Source organism: Aromatoleum toluvorans (genome assembly GCF_012910905.1).
GTDB classification, from domain to species: domain Bacteria; phylum Pseudomonadota; class Gammaproteobacteria; order Burkholderiales; family Rhodocyclaceae; genus Aromatoleum; species Aromatoleum toluvorans.
On record NZ_WTVN01000013.1, the window covers coordinates 75,744 to 93,548 of the forward strand.

General features: G+C 66.8%; 17 protein-coding genes. 7 read left to right on the plus strand and 10 right to left on the minus strand.

Features of this window, described 5'->3' with window-relative positions:
- Position 1: 1 nt before the first annotated feature.
- On the minus strand, positions 2 to 775 hold the full coding sequence (locus tag GPA22_RS10455; protein WP_169256012.1) for a glucose 1-dehydrogenase: 774 nt from the start codon (positions 773 to 775) through the stop codon (positions 2 to 4).
- 183 nt (positions 776 to 958) lie between these two features.
- Here GPA22_RS10455 and GPA22_RS10460 point away from each other — a divergent pair, with 183 nt between their 5' ends.
- Positions 959 to 1,897 (plus strand): LysR substrate-binding domain-containing protein, encoded by a 939-nt coding sequence (locus GPA22_RS10460; RefSeq protein ID WP_169256013.1) that lies wholly within the window; start codon positions 959 to 961, stop codon positions 1,895 to 1,897.
- A 42-nt stretch (positions 1,898 to 1,939) separates the two neighbouring features.
- On the opposite strand, the gene GPA22_RS10465 is transcribed toward GPA22_RS10460, so the two are convergent.
- Positions 1,940 to 2,821, minus strand: a complete 882-nt coding sequence (locus GPA22_RS10465; protein ID WP_169256014.1) for a LysR family transcriptional regulator — start codon at positions 2,819 to 2,821, stop codon at positions 1,940 to 1,942.
- 193 nt (positions 2,822 to 3,014) lie between these two features.
- Here GPA22_RS10465 and GPA22_RS10470 point away from each other — a divergent pair, with 193 nt between their 5' ends.
- Genes GPA22_RS10470 through GPA22_RS10480 form a run of 3 tightly spaced genes read left to right on the plus strand, consistent with a single transcriptional unit; the run spans position 3,015 to position 6,012 of the window.
- Positions 3,015 to 4,454, plus strand: coding sequence for an MFS transporter (locus tag GPA22_RS10470; protein ID WP_169256015.1), 1,440 nt, complete (start codon positions 3,015 to 3,017; stop codon positions 4,452 to 4,454).
- 47 nt (positions 4,455 to 4,501) lie between these two features.
- The gene (locus GPA22_RS10475; RefSeq protein ID WP_169256016.1) at positions 4,502 to 5,476 is read left to right on the plus strand and encodes a dipeptidase; all 975 of its coding nucleotides are present in this window, start codon (positions 4,502 to 4,504) and stop codon (positions 5,474 to 5,476) included.
- The gene (locus GPA22_RS10480) at positions 5,473 to 6,012 is read left to right on the plus strand and encodes a DUF5943 domain-containing protein (protein WP_169256017.1); all 540 of its coding nucleotides are present in this window, start codon (positions 5,473 to 5,475) and stop codon (positions 6,010 to 6,012) included. The genes GPA22_RS10475 and GPA22_RS10480 overlap by 4 nt, the downstream gene beginning before the upstream one ends.
- 127 nt (positions 6,013 to 6,139) lie before the next feature.
- On the opposite strand, the gene GPA22_RS10485 is transcribed toward GPA22_RS10480, so the two are convergent.
- The 5 genes from GPA22_RS10485 to GPA22_RS10505 all read right to left on the minus strand — a co-directional run bounded on the left by GPA22_RS10485 (position 6,140) and on the right by GPA22_RS10505 (position 9,484).
- Positions 6,140 to 7,168: a methylenetetrahydrofolate reductase gene (locus tag GPA22_RS10485; RefSeq protein ID WP_169256018.1), complete on the minus strand. Its 1,029-nt coding sequence runs from the start codon at positions 7,166 to 7,168 to the stop codon at positions 6,140 to 6,142.
- Positions 7,165 to 7,638 carry a methylenetetrahydrofolate reductase C-terminal domain-containing protein gene (locus GPA22_RS10490; protein WP_169256019.1) on the minus strand — a complete coding sequence of 158 codons (474 nt, stop codon included), beginning with the start codon at positions 7,636 to 7,638 and terminating at the stop codon, positions 7,165 to 7,167. Before GPA22_RS10490 ends, GPA22_RS10485 begins: the two co-directional genes overlap by 4 nt.
- 184 nt (positions 7,639 to 7,822) lie before the next feature.
- Positions 7,823 to 8,143 carry a virulence factor gene (locus GPA22_RS10495; RefSeq protein WP_169256020.1) on the minus strand — a complete coding sequence of 107 codons (321 nt, stop codon included), beginning with the start codon at positions 8,141 to 8,143 and terminating at the stop codon, positions 7,823 to 7,825.
- On the minus strand, positions 8,131 to 8,763 hold the full coding sequence (locus tag GPA22_RS10500) for a DUF1638 domain-containing protein (RefSeq protein WP_343036011.1): 633 nt from the start codon (positions 8,761 to 8,763) through the stop codon (positions 8,131 to 8,133). Before GPA22_RS10500 ends, GPA22_RS10495 begins: the two co-directional genes overlap by 13 nt.
- A 22-nt stretch (positions 8,764 to 8,785) precedes the next feature.
- Positions 8,786 to 9,484, minus strand: coding sequence for a corrinoid protein (locus GPA22_RS10505; protein WP_169256006.1), 699 nt, complete (start codon positions 9,482 to 9,484; stop codon positions 8,786 to 8,788).
- A 301-nt stretch (positions 9,485 to 9,785) separates the two neighbouring features.
- Between GPA22_RS10505 and purU the strand changes: the two genes are divergently transcribed.
- From purU to GPA22_RS10520, 3 genes are read left to right on the plus strand one after another with little or no spacing between them, the layout of a single operon-like run.
- On the plus strand, positions 9,786 to 10,667 hold the full coding sequence (gene purU, locus GPA22_RS10510) for a formyltetrahydrofolate deformylase (RefSeq protein ID WP_169256022.1): 882 nt from the start codon (positions 9,786 to 9,788) through the stop codon (positions 10,665 to 10,667).
- On the plus strand, positions 10,664 to 11,569 hold the full coding sequence (folD, locus tag GPA22_RS10515; protein WP_169256023.1) for a bifunctional methylenetetrahydrofolate dehydrogenase/methenyltetrahydrofolate cyclohydrolase FolD: 906 nt from the start codon (positions 10,664 to 10,666) through the stop codon (positions 11,567 to 11,569). Before purU ends, folD begins: the two co-directional genes overlap by 4 nt.
- A complete protein-coding gene (locus GPA22_RS10520) occupies positions 11,566 to 12,930 on the plus strand; it encodes a bifunctional folylpolyglutamate synthase/dihydrofolate synthase (RefSeq protein WP_169256024.1) in 1,365 nt (454 codons plus the stop codon). Before folD ends, GPA22_RS10520 begins: the two co-directional genes overlap by 4 nt.
- A gap of 31 nt (positions 12,931 to 12,961) precedes the next feature.
- Here the strand turns inward: GPA22_RS10520 and GPA22_RS10525 are convergent, their stop codons facing one another.
- The 3 genes from GPA22_RS10525 to GPA22_RS10535 all read right to left on the minus strand — a co-directional run bounded on the left by GPA22_RS10525 (position 12,962) and on the right by GPA22_RS10535 (position 17,798).
- Positions 12,962 to 14,842 (minus strand): putative bifunctional diguanylate cyclase/phosphodiesterase, encoded by a 1,881-nt coding sequence (locus GPA22_RS10525; RefSeq protein ID WP_169256025.1) that lies wholly within the window; start codon positions 14,840 to 14,842, stop codon positions 12,962 to 12,964.
- Between the two features lie 221 nt (positions 14,843 to 15,063).
- Entirely contained in the window at positions 15,064 to 16,173 is a 1,110-nt protein-coding gene (locus tag GPA22_RS10530; protein ID WP_169256026.1) for an FAD-binding oxidoreductase, read from the minus strand.
- 119 nt (positions 16,174 to 16,292) lie between these two features.
- Positions 16,293 to 17,798, minus strand: a complete 1,506-nt coding sequence (locus tag GPA22_RS10535; RefSeq protein ID WP_169256027.1) for an aldehyde dehydrogenase — start codon at positions 17,796 to 17,798, stop codon at positions 16,293 to 16,295.
- Between the last annotated feature and the right edge of the window lie 7 nt (positions 17,799 to 17,805).

Here is a 17,805-nt window from a genome sequence, read left to right on the forward strand (position 1 = left end):
CTCAACCCGAAACCGGCTTCGCACCGGTCACTTCCACGCAGGTGCCGGCGATGTAGCGCGCCTGATCGGAAGCGAGGAAGGCGATGACGTCCGCGATGTCCTCGGGTTCGGCGATGCGGCCGATCGGCACGGTCTTGTTCAGTTCCTCGACCGCCTTATCGGGATCGAGCCCGCGGCGCGCGAAACCGGTGCGGATCATCGGTGTGTTGATCTCGTGCGGGCAGACGGCATTGACGCGAATGCCCAGCGGCGCGCAGTCGCGGCCGAGGTTGCCGGTCAGCGCGGCGACGGCGCCCTTGCTGGTGCAGTAGGCGACGTGCCCGGGCCCCGGATAGGTACCCCAGACCGAGGACGTGTTGACGATGGCACCGCCGCCGCGGCGTTTCATGTGCGGAATCGCAGCGCGGCACATGAAGAAGACCGCGTTGAGGTTCACGTCCATCGCGGTGAACCACATGTCGTCCGTGGTTTCCTCGATCGTCCCGCGCGGGATGATGCCGGCGTTGTTGAGCAGGATGTCGACGCCGCCGAAGCGTTCCGCCGCACGGGCGATGACCGCCTCGCAGTACTCCTTCTCCCGCAGGTTGCCGGCCACGAAGTCGGCCTCGGCGCCGAGCGCGCGGGCTTCCTCGGCGGCGGCCTTGCAGCCGTCCGCGTTGATGTCCGAGATCATGAGCCGCGCGCCTTCCGCGGCGAACAAGCGCACCAGCGCCTGTCCGACGCCGCCGGCGCCTCCGGTGATCACGACGACCTTGTTTTCGAATCTCCTTGTCACAGCTGCACCTTTCTGATGGTTACGGGCGATTCATCTTCAAGGAGTGGAAAACTGCTGACAAACGAGTTTTTGGGTTGTTTCACTTGCGTTTTTGTTAAGTGATCGACCGCCAATGCACTGCCATCTGGCTTTTTCAGTTACTTTTTGCTTAACTCTGGAAAGTCTCTTTCACCGGACACACGGATGTCGAGCTCCCGGCATCTTCTTCCACCGCTCAACGCCTTGCGCGCCTTCGAGGCCGCCGCGCGCCACGACAGCTTCAAGCTGGCGGCGGAGGAGCTGTGCGTGACACAGGCGGCCATCAGCCGCCAGATCCAGACCCTGGAAGCGTTCTACGGCCAGAAGCTGTTCCTGCGCGGCAACCGAAAAGTCGAACTCACCGACGCCGGACACTCGCTGTATCTGGCAGCTTCGTCCGCCCTGCAGCACATCGCCACGGCCTCGCGGGACCTGCTGCGGCACAACCGCCATGAGGACCTGAATCTCATCACGACGACCGCCTTCGCCCAGCTCTGGCTGATGCCGCGGCTGAAACGGCTGCGGGCGCAATACCCCGAACTGCAGCTCTTCCTGGTCAGTGCCGACGGGAACCCCGACTATCACGAGCGCTTCGATGCCGCGGTGACGCTCGGGCTCGAAGAGCATCCGCAATACGTGGCGGAGCACCTCTTTTCGGAAGAAATATTCCCGGTGTGCACGCCCGGTTTTCTGGAACAAAATCCCCAGATCTCGACGCTGGAAGGGTTGATGACGGTCCCGCTGCTCAACCTCAACGCGAGCCACTGGAAGGCGAGGCTATGGGCGCCGGTCGATTGGGCGTTCTGGATGAGCCGGTTCGGGCTCCGCGCATCGATGGACAAAATGACGATGAACTTCAGTCATTTTTCGATGCTGCTCGATGCGGTGCATGAGGAAGTCGGTGTCGGGCTGGCCTGGCGTCACCTCGTGCAGCACCAGCTGGACGCGGGCCAACTGGTGCGACCGGTCGCCGAGACCTGGCTCGCCCCCGACCGGATGCACTACTTCGTCTGCCGTCGCGATCTGGTCGATTCCACGGGAATCAGGATCTTCCGCGCTTGGCTGATGGAGCAGACGGAGCCCCTGAGGGCGTGGCCCGGTTGAGGCGCACACCATGCCGGATACGCCGGCGACTCTATGCAGGCGTCAGTCTCGCCAGATCTTCGTCAGGGTATTCAGCAGGGCACCCATCGCCGGGTCGTTGCGGCGCTCGGTCGGATAGATGAACGAGAGCCGCGCCGCCGCATTGTAGGCAGGCAGCCGCCGGATCGTGCCGGCCTCCTCGCTCGCCTGCGCGAGGTCGCTCCGCAGCAGGCCGATGCCCACCTCGGCGGCCACCAGGGCATGGATCACCGCCTCGTGGTCGGCCTCGACCGTCTCCACCGGACGCATTCCCAACGTCTGGAGGATCTCCTGCATCATCGCGTGGTGGGCGCTGCGCGGGCTCATGCGGATCCACGGCAAGCGTGACAGGGCCTCGAGCGGGTCGGGATCCAGCCGATCGTGCCAGGCACTCGGGATCACCAGTTCGAAGACCATGTCGCGCAGCACCAACTCGTCGATACCCGGCATGGCGCTGCGGCAGACCGAGATCGCGCCGTCGATCTCCGAGCTGCGCAAGGCATCGTGGAACCAGCTGATCCGTCCCACCTGCATGTCGACGCGCAGACCCGGATAGTCCTGCGTTACCCGGCGCATCAGCGGCCCGACGCGCAGCATCGCCGGATCGTACATCGCCACGCCGATGCGCAGCTGGCCCGAGACCTGGCCGCGGCGCGCCTTCGCGTGGTGGAGAAAATCGCCGAAGGCATCGAGCGCACGCTCCGCCTGCAGCAACAGGTCCTGGCCGGCCTGGGTGAGCGCGACCGAAGAGGTGGTGCGCGACAGCAACTTCAGCTCCAGCGCCTCCTCGAGGCTCTTGAGCTGGCCGCTCACCGCCGGCTGCGTGATGTGGAGCGCTTCGGCAGCCTTGGTGACGCTGCCCATGCGCGCGACGGTAACGAAAGTCCGCAGATGCCGGATGTCCATGGCTCGGCATGGTAGCGCAAAAAAACCTGGGGCGATGGCCGGAAATCCAGTGCCGGCGGGGCAAACGGCGTCTTATGAGCTTCATCAGAAGAAACGATTTCATGGCCCTCGGGACGCGCTGATAGTCTGCAAGCGCTCCGGCGTGCGGTACGCATGGCGCCGAGAGCGATCCCAAAAAAACCGAGGAGACAACATGCGACATCAGTCTGGTTCGACTGCTGCCCACACGGCGGCGGCGCGTCTGGAACGCCTTCCCATCAGCGGCTACCACCGCCTGATCTTCATCATCATCGCCGGCGCTTTTTTCTTTGATTCCATCGACCTCGGCATGATGACCTTCGTGCTCGGTTCGCTGAAGGCGGAGTTCGCCCTCACCACGGCGCAGGCCGGCCTGCTGGCCAGTGCGAGCTTCGTGGGCATGGCCGCGGGTGCGGCGCTCTCCGGCCTGCTGGCGGACAAGTTCGGCCGCAAGCCGGTCTTTCAGGTCAGCATGGTGATCTGGGGCGTTGCCAGTTACCTGTGCTCCACCGCTGCCGATGCCGATACCCTGACTCTCTACCGGGTCATCCTGGGCTTCGGGATGGGCATGGAGTTTCCGGTGGCCCAGGCGCTGCTGTCGGAATTCATCCCGGCCGGCCAGCGCGGCAAGTACATCGCCCTGATGGACGGCTTCTGGCCGCTGGGTTTCATTACCGCCGGACTCATTTCCTACTACTTCCTCAGCATCGCCAGCTGGCGCACCGTGTTCGTCGTCCTGGCCATTCCCGCGCTGTTCCTGCTGGTCGTGCGCCGTTTCGTGCCGGAGTCGCCGCGTTGGCTGGAGCACGCCGGGCGTCACGACGAAGCCGAGCGGGTGCTGACTGCGGTGGAGAACAAGGTGAAGGCCAGCCTCGGGCTGCGCGAACTGCCGCGGCCGGTGGAAGTGCCCGCCGTACAGCAGGGCGGCCGGCGCGGTTTTGCCTCCCTGTGGTCGGCCGAGCATCGGTCCAGCACGATCATGGTCTGGGGCCTGTGGTTCTTCGCGCTCCTCGGCTTCTACGGCCTGACGACCTGGCTCGGCGCGCTGCTGCAGCAAGCGGGTTTCGCCGTCACCAAGTCGGTGATGTACACCGTGCTGATCTCCCTTGGCGGCATCCCCGGCTTCCTCACCGCGGCGTGGCTCGTCGAGAAATGGGGCCGCAAGCCGACCTGCATCGCGGCCCTACTGGGTGGTGCGTGCGGCGTGTTCCTCTACGGCCAGGTCGCGGCCAACGTCGGCAGCGAAACGCCGCTGATCCTCTCCGGCCTGCTGATGCAGTTCTTCCTCTTCGGCATGTGGGCGGTGCTCTACACCTATACCCCCGAGCTCTACTCGACCGGGTCGCGCGCGACGGGGTCCGGATTTGCGTCGGCCATCGGGCGGGTGGGATCGCTGCTCGGTCCCTATCTGGTGGGCGTCGTACTGCCCGCCTGGGGCCAGGGCGGCGTCTTCACCGTCGGTGCCGGCTGCTTCTTCGCCGCTGCCCTGATGGTCTATCTCCTCGGCGTGGAAACCCGCGGCAAATCCCTGGAGGAAATCGCCCACTCCCATGACGACACCGCGCGGCAGGCCGGCGTCGCCCTGGGGCGCGAAGCCACCGAAGCGGCCCGTTGAGCACCGCCAATCCTTCCATCGACAAGACATCAACGAGGAAAGACGCAATGAACGAGCTGCACCAAAACAGCATCGTGATCGACGGACTGGTCATCGCCAGATGGGATCGCCCGCTCTTCGAGGACATGCGCAAGGGCGGCCTCACCGCCGCGAGCTGCACGGTCTCGGTCTGGGAAGGTTTCCAGGAGACGGTGGCGAACATCGCGGACATGAAGAAGCTGATCCGGGAGAACGCCGACCTCGTCACCCAGGTGCGCAACGTCGAGGACGTCCGCCGCGCCAAGCGCGAAGGCAAGACCGGGATCATCCTAAGCTTCCAGAACGCTCACGCCTGCGAAGACCAGCTGGGGTATATCGAAGCCTTCGCCGACATGGGCGTGCGCATCATCCAGCTCTGCTACAACACGCAGAACCTGGTGGGCACCGGCTGCTACGAGCGGGACGGCGGGCTTTCCGGCTTCGGGCGCGAGTTCATCGCCGAGATGAACCGCGTCGGCATCATGGTAGATCTGTCGCACGTGGGGGCAAATACCTCCCGCGAAGCGATCCTCGCGTCCAGCAAACCGGTGTGCTATTCGCACTGCCTGCCCGCCGGCCTCAAGGAGCATGCGCGCAACAAGAGCGACGAGGAGCTGCGCTTCATCGCCGATCGCGGCGGCTTCATCGGCGTGACCATGTTCCCGCCCTTCCTGCGGCGGGGCATCCACGCCAACGTGATGGACTACGTTGAGGCGATCGATTACACGATCAATCTGGTCGGTGAGGATTGCGTGGGCATCGGCACGGATTTCACCCAAGGCTACGACAAGGGCTTCTTCGACTGGATCACCCACGACAAGGGGCGCTACCGGAAGCTGACCGAGTTCGGCACCATCCAGAACCCCGAAGGCCTGCGCACGCTGGGCGAGATGCCGAATCTCACCGAGGCGATGCAGGCCGCCGGCTGGAAGGCGTCGCGCATCGAGAAGGTGCTGGGGGCGAACTGGCTGCGGGTGTTCGGCGAGGTCTGGGGGGCGGCATGAACCGGCAACCGCAAGTACCCATCGACGTCGATCAGGAAACCGGCGTCTGGACGACCGATGGCCTGCCGATGCTGTACGTGCCGCGCCATTTCTTCGTCAACAACCATCTCGCGGTGGAGAAGGCGCTTGGCCGAGGGCAGTACGAGGCCGTGCTCTACCCCGCCGGCTACCAGTCGGCCTATCACTGGTGCAGCAAGGAGGCTGCACGCCATGGCCTGGGCGGGGTGGCGGTGTTCGAGCACTACCTCAAACGGCTGTCGCAGCGCGGCTGGGGGCAGTTCAGCTTTCGCGACATCGTCCCCGAAGATACCTCGGCGACCATCATCCTCGAACATTCGGCCTTCGTGCTGGCGCAGCCGCAGGTGCAGGGCCGCATGTGCTACATGTTTGCCGGCTGGTTCGCCGGAGCGATGGATTGGCTTTCCGACGAAGCGGGACGGACAACGCGCGCGCGCTGCCGAGAGCTCTCATGCGCCGGGGAGAGTGGCGAACATCGGCACTGCGTTTTTGAAGTGACACCGGTCGCGGTCCGGTAGCCCTCGGAGGCCCGGTCCCCCGGGCCTCATCCATCCCGGCAGGCGTGGCAAGCAGCCGAACCGCGATGGTCAACGCCAGGCGCTGGCCGTGGAAACGGCCAGCGCTGTATTCGTGGCGGATTGCCGGTCAGGCCCCCACCGCCTGCCTTTGAAGCTGCCGGTCCCGCCCCGGATACCACGGCACGCGCCCCTCGAGCACGCCGGAGCTCTGGATGATTTCGGCGACCGCCTCTTCCTGGCGGTAGGCCATCACATGCACGCCGCTGACGCCTTCGATCTCGCGGATCTCCTGGATCAGGTCGATGCACAGCTTCCTGCCTTCGGCCTTCTGCTTCTCCGCACCTGCCAGGCGCTTGATGACGCTGTCCGGGATATGCACACCGGGCACGTGCTCGCGGATCCAGGTGGCGCTCTTGGCGGATGCGAGGGGGCCGACGCCGGGCATGATGAACACACGGTTCGGCCCTTCGAGCAGGCCCAGGTCGCGCACCTGCGACATGAAGGTCTTCAGGCGCGGGATGTCGTAGCAGTACTGCGTCTGGATGAACTGCGCGCCCGCGGCGACCTTCTTCGCGAGACGATGCGGACGCCAGTCGAAGGGCGGCGCGAAGGGGTTCTCGGCGGCGCCGAGGAACACGCGCGGCGGCGTGTCGAGCTTGCGGCCGCTCTGGAAGCGCTGCTCGTCGCGCATCGCCCGCGCGACCTCCAGCAGCGACATCGAGTCGAGGTCGAACACGGGCTTCGCCTGCGGATGGTCGCCCGCCTGCACGCCGTCGCCCGTCAGGCACATGATGTTGGCGACGCCCATCGCCGCCCCGCCCAGGATCTCGCCCTGGATCGCGATGCGGTTGCGGTCGCGGCAGGAGATCTGCATCACCATCGCGTAGCCGCGGCGCGTCAGCAGCGCGCACACGCCGACACTGGACATGTGGCAGTTGGCACCGGAACCGTCGGTCGCGTTGATCGCGTCGACGTAGCCGTCGAAGATCGCGGCGCGCTTGAACACTTCGTCCGGATCGGCCGAATCGGGCGGGTCGATCTCGGAAGTCACCGCGAACTTGCCGGCACGCAGCACGCGTTCGAGGCGCCCGGGGGAAACGTGCCCTGGCAGGATCGGCAGTCCTTCGCCGGGTGTCGGTTCGTCGTCGAAAATCATTTCTGCTCTCCCTGCGCGGCGCGTTTCTCGGCGATCTGGCGCACCACGCGCAGCCAGGACGAGGTGTCGCGGAAGCGGTTATCGACCGGCTTCTGCACGACGTGGATCTTCCTGCCGGACTTCATGTGCTGGCTGCCGGCCCAAGCTTCCGCCCACACGCACTTCATCTCCGGCTTGACCTCGCAGTGCCCATTCGCGCGCACGCCGCCGCAGGGCCCGTTGCGCAGCGTCTTGGGGCAATTCATCGGACAGGACATGCCCGTGGAGCTCAGGGCGCACTGGCCGCACATCTTGCAGTCGAACAGGAAGCCCTTGATGGCCTTCTCGACCTTTGCGACCGGCCGCTCCGCGCGCGCGTATCCGACACGGCGCCACAGCGGATCGAGCCGCGTGATGACCGGCTCGAAGGCGTTGTAGATGATCTCGAAACCCCGTGAGTGTCGGACCACCCACCGGCGTACTGCGTACATGAATGTCTCCTTCGTCCGCCACCGCCGTTGGCGCGGTGGGCGTGGCTGTTTGTCGATGTCGTTTTATTGGGATTCGGTTCCTCCCCCTTCAAGGGGGAGGACAGGAGGGGGATGGGTTTCCGTGGTGCTAAACCCATCCCCACCCCAGCCCTCCCCTTGAAGGGGAGGGAGCGACCGTGCCCAATCAATCGTTCGCTGCGCTCCGATCGGCCGCTACGCCCTTCGCCCGGACCAGCGCTTCCAGATCCCCGTCGCTGAACCGCGCCTCGATGCGCGCAGCCTCGGCAGCCGCTTCGGCCTGCAGGTCGCCGCTGCACTCGCGTGGCGGCAGTCGCTGCCAGTCTTCGAGGTAGGCCTCGGAGCTGCCCTTGCCGGCGCGCATCGCGGCGCGGTCGATCGCGACCTGGAAGCGCTCGGAGAGCTGAGCCTTCGCGCTCTCCCGGCCGTTCTTGACGATTACCTGCGCAGGGATGTCACGCCACTGCACAACAATCAGCTTTGCCATGAAACCTGCTCCGTACGGGCGTCGCGCCCCTGCTGGCGTTGGAACCGGACGATGGCCGTGTGGAGGCCGCCGTAGCCGGTGAATTGGTAATGGAACTCGAGCCCGAGTCGCGCCGCGGCCTGCCGCGCCTGCTCGTGCAACTGCGCATCCTCGGCCTGCGCCAGGTAGACCAGGCGGCGGTAGTTGCCGAAATACATCGACGCGAGCTCGGGGTGACGTTCGATGCCGAGTTCCCGGATCACGAGGCGCTCGAAGTGCCGCACGAGGAAATCCGTGAGGTAGAAGCTGCCCGGCTCCGCGTCGGCGAGCGCCGTGAAGGCCTGCGTGCCGGCGTAGAACTCGTAGCAGTGCGCGCCCGGCAGGCGCTCGACGCCTTCCTCTTCGAGCACGCGGTCGAGCAGCCCGCCCGTGCCGCAGTCGGCATAACCGACGAGGATGCGCGTGAAACGCGCCCGCCCCGCGCGGATCTTTTCGCGCACCGCCTCGGGGATGCGCTCCGGGCGGTTGTGGAGGTCCGCGGGCAGGCACTGCAGCTGTACGTGCTGCCACCCGTTCGCAGCGATCACGGCCTTCAGCTCGCGGGCGAGCGCGCCGCAGGCGATGATCAGTACGGGGTCCACGTCCGCGTCCCGTCGTCTGCCGTCAGGCCGCGCGTCGCTGCTGGATGAGCGCCTTGGCGGTCTCGACCGCGACCCCCGCGTCGCGGCAGTAGGCATCGGCCCCGACGGCCTTGCCGAACGCTTCGTTCAACGGGGCGCCGCCGACCAGCACGATGTAGTCGTCGCGCAGGCCCTTTTCCTTCAGCGTGTCGATCACGACCTTCATGTACGGCATCGTCGTCGTCAGCAGCGCCGACATGCCCAGGATGTCCGGCTTGTGCTTCTCGAGTTCCTCGATGTAGGTCTCGACCGGGATGTTGATACCGATGTCGATGACCTCGAAGCCCGCGCCTTCCATCATCATCGCCACCAAGTTCTTGCCGATGTCGTGGATGTCGCCCTTGACCGTGCCGATCACGATCTTGCCGACCGTCTCGGCGCCGGTGTCCGCGAGCAGCGGGCGGATGATCTCCATGCCGCCCTTCATCGCATTGGCCGCCATCAGCACTTCGGGCACGAACAGGATGCCGTCGCGGAAATCCACGCCGACGATGCGCATGCCTTCGACCAGCGCCTCGTCGAGCACCCGGCTCGCGCTCCAGCCGCGCGACAGCAGGATGTTGGTCGCCTCCACGATCTCGTCGCGCAGGCCGTTGTAGAGATCGTCGTGCACTTGCTCGATGAGCTCGTCATCGGGCAATGCCGCCAGGTCGAAATCCTCGTCGTCGAACTGTTCCGCCATGTCGTCTTCTCCTTCAGGTCGTTGCGGGTGCCGAGCGCAGCGGACCCGATGCGGCACAGGTTAGGCGTAGCCCCCGCAACTGGCAGGCGTCTCAACGACCCCCCCATGTCCAAACGCGACAGCCCGATGTCCCCGCGCTGGACGCCTTTGCCAGCGCGGGCGCGGGTGTCGTGAGGCGATCCGAATTTGTCGTAACCAGACAGGCAAGCGCTCCCCGGAAGACTAAATTGGGCGACAGCCAAACGCCGGACGGATGACATCGTCCGCAACGGCCAACCATATGACAAAGAGGAGACGCGCGATGTCGGTAATGACCGAAGGCAAGAACATTTACGTACTCAAGGCGAGCTGCAAGGGCGTGATCGGCACGGTCGCCCGCATCTCGAGCTTCCTGGCCGAGCGCCACTGCTACATCATGGAGATGCAGCAATTCGACGAGATCCTCACCGGGCGTTTCTTCGTGCGCACGGTGTTCTCGACGACGTCGGGCCGCACGCCGTCCTTCGACGAGCTCAAGCGCGCCTTCGGCAACGAATTGCCGCGCGCCGAAGAAGACTTCACGTGGGAGATGCACGACACGCTGGCGCGCCCGAAGGTGCTGCTGATGGTGTCGAAGTTCGACCACTGCCTCGACGACCTGCTCTACCGGCTTCGCACCGGCGAGCTGAAGATGGAAGTGCCGGCGATCGTGTCGAACCATCCGGACCTCAAGCGCCTCGCCGACTGGCACGGCATCCCCTTCCATCACCTGCCGGTGACGCCGGAAACCAAGGCCGCGCAGGAAGCCCGCCTGCTCGAGATCGTCGCCGAGACCGGCTCCGACCTGGTCGTGCTCGCGCGCTACATGCAGGTGCTGTCCGAGGACCTGTGCCACAAGCTCTCGGGGCGCGCGATCAACATCCACCACTCCTTCCTGCCCGGCTTCAAGGGCGCCAAGCCGTATCACCAGGCGCATGACCGCGGCGTGAAGCTGATCGGCGCCACCGCGCACTACGTGACCTCCGATCTGGACGAAGGCCCGATCATCGAGCAGGCCGTCGAGCGCGTCGATCACACCTACCAGCCCGAGCACCTCGTCGCCGTCGGCCGCGACACCGAGTGCCTCGCGCTCGCCCGCGCCGTCAAATACCACATCGAGCACCGCGTCTTCCTCACCGGCAACAAGACCGTGGTGTTCCGATGAGCGCCGCGATCATCGACGGCAAGCGCGCCGCCGAGCACCTGCGTGCCGAGATCGGCCGCCACGTCGTGCGTCTGCGCGAACAGCATCTCGTCACCCCGGGCCTCGCCGTGATCCTCGTCGGCGAGGATCCGGCCAGCCAGGTGTATGTGCGCAACAAGGCGCGCCAGGCGCGCGAAGCGGCGATGGCCTCGTTCGAATACCGGCTGCCGTACAGCGTGCCGCAGGAAAAGGTGCTGGAACTGATCGAGCGGCTCAACGACGACCCGGCGGTGCACGGCATCCTCGTGCAGCTGCCGCTGCCGCCGCAGGTCGACGCCGACCGCGTCATCAACGCGATCCGCCCGGACAAGGACATCGACGGCTTCCATCCCGTCAACGCGGGCGCGCTGGCGACCGGCGGCGACGGCATGGTGCCCTGCACGCCGCTGGGCTGCCTGATGCTGCTCAAGCACCGGCTGGGCGACCTCGCGGGCCTGCGCGCGGTCGTGCTGGGGCGTTCGAACATCGTCGGCAAGCCGATGGCCGCGCTGCTGCTGCGCGAGAGCTGCACGGTGACCGTCGCTCATTCGAAGACGCGCGACCTGGCGGACGAATGCCGGCGCGCCGACATCCTCGTCGCCGCGGTGGGCCGGCCGCGCATGGTTCCCGGCGACTGGATCAAGCCCGGTGCGACGGTGATCGACGTCGGCATCAACCGCATCGACACGCCGGACGGCAAAGGGCGGCTGGTCGGCGACGTGGTCTTCGACAGCGCCGTCGAAGTCGCCGGTGCGATCACGCCGGTGCCGGGCGGCGTCGGGCCGATGACCATCGCCTGCCTGCTGCTCAACACGCTGGAAGCCGCCTGCCGCCAGCATGGCCTGCCCGTGCCGCAGGGCTTGATGGAGGCCGCGTGGGGATGAACCCTCCGCCCGGCCTCGCGGACGTCGTCGCCCAACCGCTGCGCCACCTCGGCGACGTGGTGCGGCTGATCGAAGCGCTCGTGGCGGCCGAGCTGTCCCGTCCGCGGCCGCCGGACGCGCTCACCCTGCAGCCGATGGGCGAGCTGCTTGCCCGCATCGGCAACCCGCAGCGCACGCTGCGCTGCATCCATGTTGCCGGTTCGAAGGGCAAGGGCAGCACCGCCCTGCTGTGCGAGGCGGTCCTCGGCGCGGCCGGCCTGCGCGTCGGCACCTACACGTCGCCGCACCTGCAGCGCTGGAGCGAGCGCTACCGCGTTGGCGGGCAGGAAGTCGGCGAAGCGGAATTCGTCGCCGCGGTGGAGCGCGTCCGCCCCCATTTCGCCGGGCTGCAGGGCAATGCACACCCGCCAAGCTTCTTCGACTTCGCGACGGCGACCGCCTTCGCGCTGTTCGAAAACGCCGGGGTCGACGTGGCGCTGATCGAAGTCGGGCTGGGCGGACGCCTGGATCCGACCAACGTCATCACGCCGCTCGTGTCCTGCATCACCAGCATCGAGCTCGAGCACACCGACCGCCTGGGCACCACGCTCGCCGCGATTGCCGGCGAGAAGGCGGGAATCATCAAGCCTGCAGTGCCTGTCGTGATCGGCGACCTCCCCCGCGAGGCGCTCGCGGTGGTGGAGGCGCAGGCGACGCGCTGCGCGGCCCCGCTGCATCGCCTCGGCATCGACTTCACCGCGGACGTGACGCGGACTTCCGCCGATGGCGTGATCATGCACGCCGAATGCGGCCCCCTGGCGCTGGACCTCACGCTACCGGTGCTGGGCCGCCATCTCGCCGGTAACGCCGCGATGGCGCTCGCGTGCATCCTGCACGCGGGGCTGCTGCCCCTGCCGCAACTCGCGGACGCCGCGCGCCGTGGCCTGGCGCAGGTCGCGCTGCCGGGGCGGACCGAAATCCTCGGACGCCGCCCGTGGGTCATCGCGGACGGGGCGCACACCGAATCCTCCGCGCGCGCCCTGATGCACTCGCTGGACGCTCTCGACTGCCGCGAGCGACACATGGTCATCTCCATTTCGTCCGGGAAGGATCTCGCAGGACTGCTGCCGATATTCGCCGCGAAGGCGAGCGCCTTCGTCGTCACGCGCGCCGACCGTCAGCGCTCGCTCGAACCGTCGGCGATTGCCGACTGGATCAGACTGCACTTCCCCGGACTCCCCGTGCGTGTCGTCGAGGATCCGCTGGCGGCGGTCAGCGAAACGCTCGTCCGCGTGCCGTCCGATTCGCTGATGTGCGTCACGGGCTCCGTTTATGCGGCGGGCGCCGCACGCACCGCCCTCGCCTTGTCGCCGACCGATTGAAGCCGGCCGCGAGCCCGCCCGCAGGCGCGGCTCACTGCGCCCACGAGAACGCGGCACTCCAGGCCGGATACTGCGCGACCGGCATCGGGCGGCTGATGTAATACCCCTGCGCAGCCTCGCAACCCAGCTGCCCGAGCCGCTCGGCGATCGTGCGGGTCTCGACGCCCTCGGCGACGACCCGCAGGCCGAGGTTGTGCGCCATGTCGATCGTCGAGCGCACGATCACGGACGAGTCCTCGCTACTGGCCATGCCGGACACGAACGACTGGTCGATCTTGATCGCATCGATCGGCAGCTTCTGCAGGTAGGCAAGCGATGAATACCCGGTGCCGAAGTCGTCGATCGACAGCTCGACACCCAGCTTCTTCAGCGCGACAAGCCTGTCGCGCGCGCCGATGGGGTCGTCCATCAACGCGCCTTCGGTGATCTCGAACGCGACCCAGTCCGGCGCGGCGCCCCACGTCGCGAGCGCGTCGCTCACGTGGTCGAGGAGCAGCGGGTCGCGCAGGTCGTGCGGCGACAGGTTCACGGCCAGCGGCACGGCGAGCCCGGCCGCGTGCCACGCGTAGCCCTCGCGCAGCGCCGCCCTCAGTACCCAATAGGTGAGCGGCGTAATCAGCCCGGCGCTCTCCGCGAGCCCGATGAATGCCCCCGGATCGATCAGGCCCAGACGCGGGTGATCCCACCGGACCAGCGCTTCGACCCCCGACACGCGGCCCGAGCGGATCTCGACCTTGGGCTGGCAGAACAGGCGCAGTTCCTCGCCTTCTATCGCACGGCGCAACTCGCCCATGAGCTCCAGGCGGTGCGTGCACTCCGTGTCCAGCCCTCCTGCATAAAAGAGATAGCGCCGCCCGGTCTGGCGGGCGCGGAAGTTCGCGATCGCCGCGCGGCGCAACAAGGCCTCGGGCTCGTCGCCATGTCCGGGGTACAGCGTGACGCCGATGGTGGCGCGTGCATCGAGCAGCAAACCCGAAAGCTGGACGGGCGCGGCGAGCGCCGCCAGGATGCGCTGCGAATGATCGCGGGCGGCCTCCGCATCGCCGCGCGCAAGCACGATCACGAAGGCATCCTCCGCTGCGCGCGCGACGTTCCCGGTCGCTTCGATGGCACACAGCCGCCCGGCAATTTCCTGCAGCAGCAGGTCGCTCTCGCGGTAGCCCAGCGCCTCGGTGATTTCGCGCAGGCTGCCGATCTGCAGGTGGAGCACCGCGAACGGACGATTCGCGCCGCGGGCGACGTCGACCGCGGCCCGTAGCTGGTCGTGCAGCTGCAGGCGGTTGGGCAGCCCCGTCAGCGCGTCGAAATACGCCATCTGCCTGATCGTCTCCTCGGCCGCGCGATGGCGGGCGCGCAGCCGCAGCGTCTCGATGCCGAACGAGAGGTCGTCGGCCGTCTCGGTGAGCAGCGCGACCTCGTCGTCGCTGAACGCGTCGGCCTCGGGGGCGCCTATCGTGATCGTTCCGATCACCACGCCCTCGACGTGCAAGGGCAGAGCGATGAAGGACCGGAACCGGTGTGCGAGGTCGGTTTCGAGCCAGGGGGTGGCGTACGGGTCCGTCTGGATGTTCTGCATCACGGAAGGCTTGCCGGTCCTGATCGCGGTGCCGGTCGGCCCCCGCCCCAGGGGCGTGTCCTCCGCCCAGCTGACCTGCACGGATTCGAGGTAGCCTTCGTCGACACCCGCGCTGGCGATCGCCCGTGCGGTCTTCGCTTCGTCGTTTTCCGCCCGTGTGACCCAAGCGAGGCGGTAACCGCCCTCCTCGACTGCGATACGGCAGAACTCGTGATAGAGCCTGTCTTCGTCCTCGGCGCGCAGCAGTGCGCGATTGCTTGCGCTGAGGGTGCGCAGCGCGCGATGGAGCCGCTGCAGCGCCTCCACGTCCGACGGCAATCGAGTCGAACTCTGCATGATCGTCTCCCCCAAGCGCACCGGCGCATTGCCGCTGATTCATCTTAGACCGCGGACGGGCGACGTTGGCGGATTGGAGATTCTCAGGGCGGATAAGCCAGCGTTATCCGCCGCATGGCGTGCATCGTCATGCGATGCCTGCGGCGGAAAGCGCAGCGTTCTTCCGCCCTACGATTCGTTCATGCGATTGCCCCGTGGGGCGGGAGCGGCTCCCGTCCCGGCTAGTACTCGACGCTGACGTCCGAGGCCGCCTTGGTGCAGCAGCTCAGCACGTAGCCTTCGGCGATTTCCTCGTCGGTGATGCCGCCGTTGTGCGCCATCTCGGTCTTGCCTTCCAGCACCTTCACCCGGCAGGTGCCGCAGATGCCCATGCCGCAGGCCTTGGGGATGGTGACGCCGGCCTTGGCGGCAGCGGCGTGCAGGGTGATTCCAGCGCCCGCCTGGACCGATTTCCCCGACTCCTTGAAGGTGACGCAGTACGTTTCCTGCGCTGCCCCCTCATGTTCATGCGCCTCGGCGGCATGCTCCTCCGCGACCGCGATGTCCGCTTCAGGCGTCGCACCGAAGGATTCCTCGTGGTAGCGCGCAAAGTCGTAGCCCGCCTCCTGCAGCAGGTGGCGCACCGCGCGCATGTAGGGCGTCGGGCCGCAGCAGAAGACCTCGCGTTCGAGGAAGTCGGGGGCGATGAGGTCCAGCATCGCGCGCGTCAGGTAGCCGCGATAACCGCTCCATACGTGACCGATCTCGGTGCGCTCGGAGATCAGATGCAGCTTGAAGTTCTCGATCCGCGTCGACATGTAGTCGAGCTCGGCGCGGTAGATGACGTCCTTCGGCGCGCGCGCGCTGTGCGCGAACACCATGTCCACTTCGGAATTCGTGTCGAAGAACCAGCGCGCCATCGACATCACCGGCGTGATGCCGACACCGCCCGAGAGGAACAGCACCTTCCGCGCGGGATAATCGATGCAGTTGAACTGCCCGACCGGCCCATGCACGGCGACAACGCTGCCCTCCTCCAGGTTGTCGTGCAGCCAGTTCGACACCTGGCCGCCCGGCACGCGCTTCACCGTGATCGAGAAGCTGTAGGGAATCGAGGGCGCGCTGGAGATCGTGTACGAGCGCATCACCTGCCTGCCGTCGATCTCCAGCTCCAGCGTCACGAACTGGCCGGGCTTGAAGAAGAACAGCACCGGCTCCTCCATGCTGAAGCAGAAGGTGCGGACGTCGTGGGTTTCCTGGATGACCTTGCGACAACGCACGACATGGCGGCCGTTGGCCCAGGTCTGGGTATTGACGGGGTTGAGGAATTCGGAGCTGGTGAGGCTGAGCATGGGGGGAGTTCCTGTACGGCCGATCGTCGTCCGGGGGACGGCAGGTACGGCTCTTGTCTTGGCCTACCGATTGGGGCGCGCCTGCCGGAAATCAGTTTCGATTCCGGCAGGCCCTGACGTCAACCCACCTTGATCCAGGTCGTCTTCAGCTCGGTGTAGTGCTCGTGGGCATACACGGACTTGTCGCGCCCGCCGAAACCGGACTGCTTGTACCCGCCGAAGGGGGTCGTGATGTCGCCTTCCGAGAAGCAGTTGACGGAAACCGTGCCGGCGCGGATGGCCGCCGACATGCGGTGGACGGTGCTGAGATCGTCGCTCCACAGCGAGGCTGCCAGCCCGTAGCAGGTGTCGTTGGCGATGGCGATGGCCTCATCCTCGGTGTCGAAGGGGATCACCGCGAGCACCGGCCCGAAGATTTCCTCGCGCGCGATTTCGGCATCCGTGGGCACATCATCGAAGATCGTCGGCGCGACGAAATAGCCGCCGGTTTCCTCGAGGATCTGCTCCCCGCCGGTCAGCGCCGTCAGGCCTGCCGCCTTGGCCCGATCGATGAAGCCCAGCACCTTGTCCATGTGATCCTTCTGGATCAGCGCGCCGAGCCGCACTTCCGGATCCAGCGGATCGCCGGTCTTCCATTCGGTCTCGAGCTGGACCAGCATTTCGTCGAGCAGCGCGTCCTTGATGGAGCGGTGCACGATCAGGCGCGAGCCCGCCGAGCAGTTCTCCCCCATGTTCCAGAAGGCGGAGGCGAGGACATTGCTCGCGACGGTCTTGAGGTCGCTCACGTCGGGCATGACGACCTGGGGATTCTTGCCGCCCAGTTCCAGCGCCACGCGCTTGAGATTGGTCGCGGCCGAGTATTCGAGGAAGCGGCGGCCCACCGCGGTGGAACCGGTGAAGGCGATCAGGTCGACGTCCGGATGCATGCCCAGCGCCTGGCCCGCCGTGCTGCCGAGTCCCGGCACGACGTTCAGCACGCCGGCCGGGATGCCCGCCTGATGGCCGAGTTCGGCGATGCGGATGGTGGTCAGCGACGTGAGCTGGGCGGGTTTCACGATGACGCAGTTGCCGGTGACCAGCGCCGGGCCCAGCTTCCACCCCACCATCATGGCGGGAAAGTTCCACGGCAGCACCGCGCCGACGACGCCGAGCGGCTCGCGGCGGACGGTCGCGACCACGTCCGGCGCGGTCGGGGCGACCGCGTCGTAGAGCTTGTCGGCCGTCTCGGCGTTCCAGCGGATGGTGTTGGCGGTGTCGGGGATGTCGACGTTGAAGCATTCACCGATCGGCTTGCCCGCTTCCAGCGACTCGAGGATCGCGAGTTCCAGGCGATGTTCGTCGATCAGGTCGGCAAAGCGCTTCATGATCGCCTTGCGCTCGGCGGGCGCGAGGCGCGACCACACGCCCAAGTCGAAGGCGCGGCGGGCCGCCTTGACCGCGAGGTCGACGTCCTCGGTGTCACACGCGGCGACTTCGGTCAGGACTTCGCCGGTCGCGGGGTTCAGGGTCGGGAAGGTCTTGCCCGAGCGGGCGGGCACGAAGTGGCCATCGATGAAGGCCATGTTGCGGTACTCGAGGCGCTTGATCTTTTGCGCGATCGCGTCGCGGGTCAGGGTATCGGTCATTGGATTC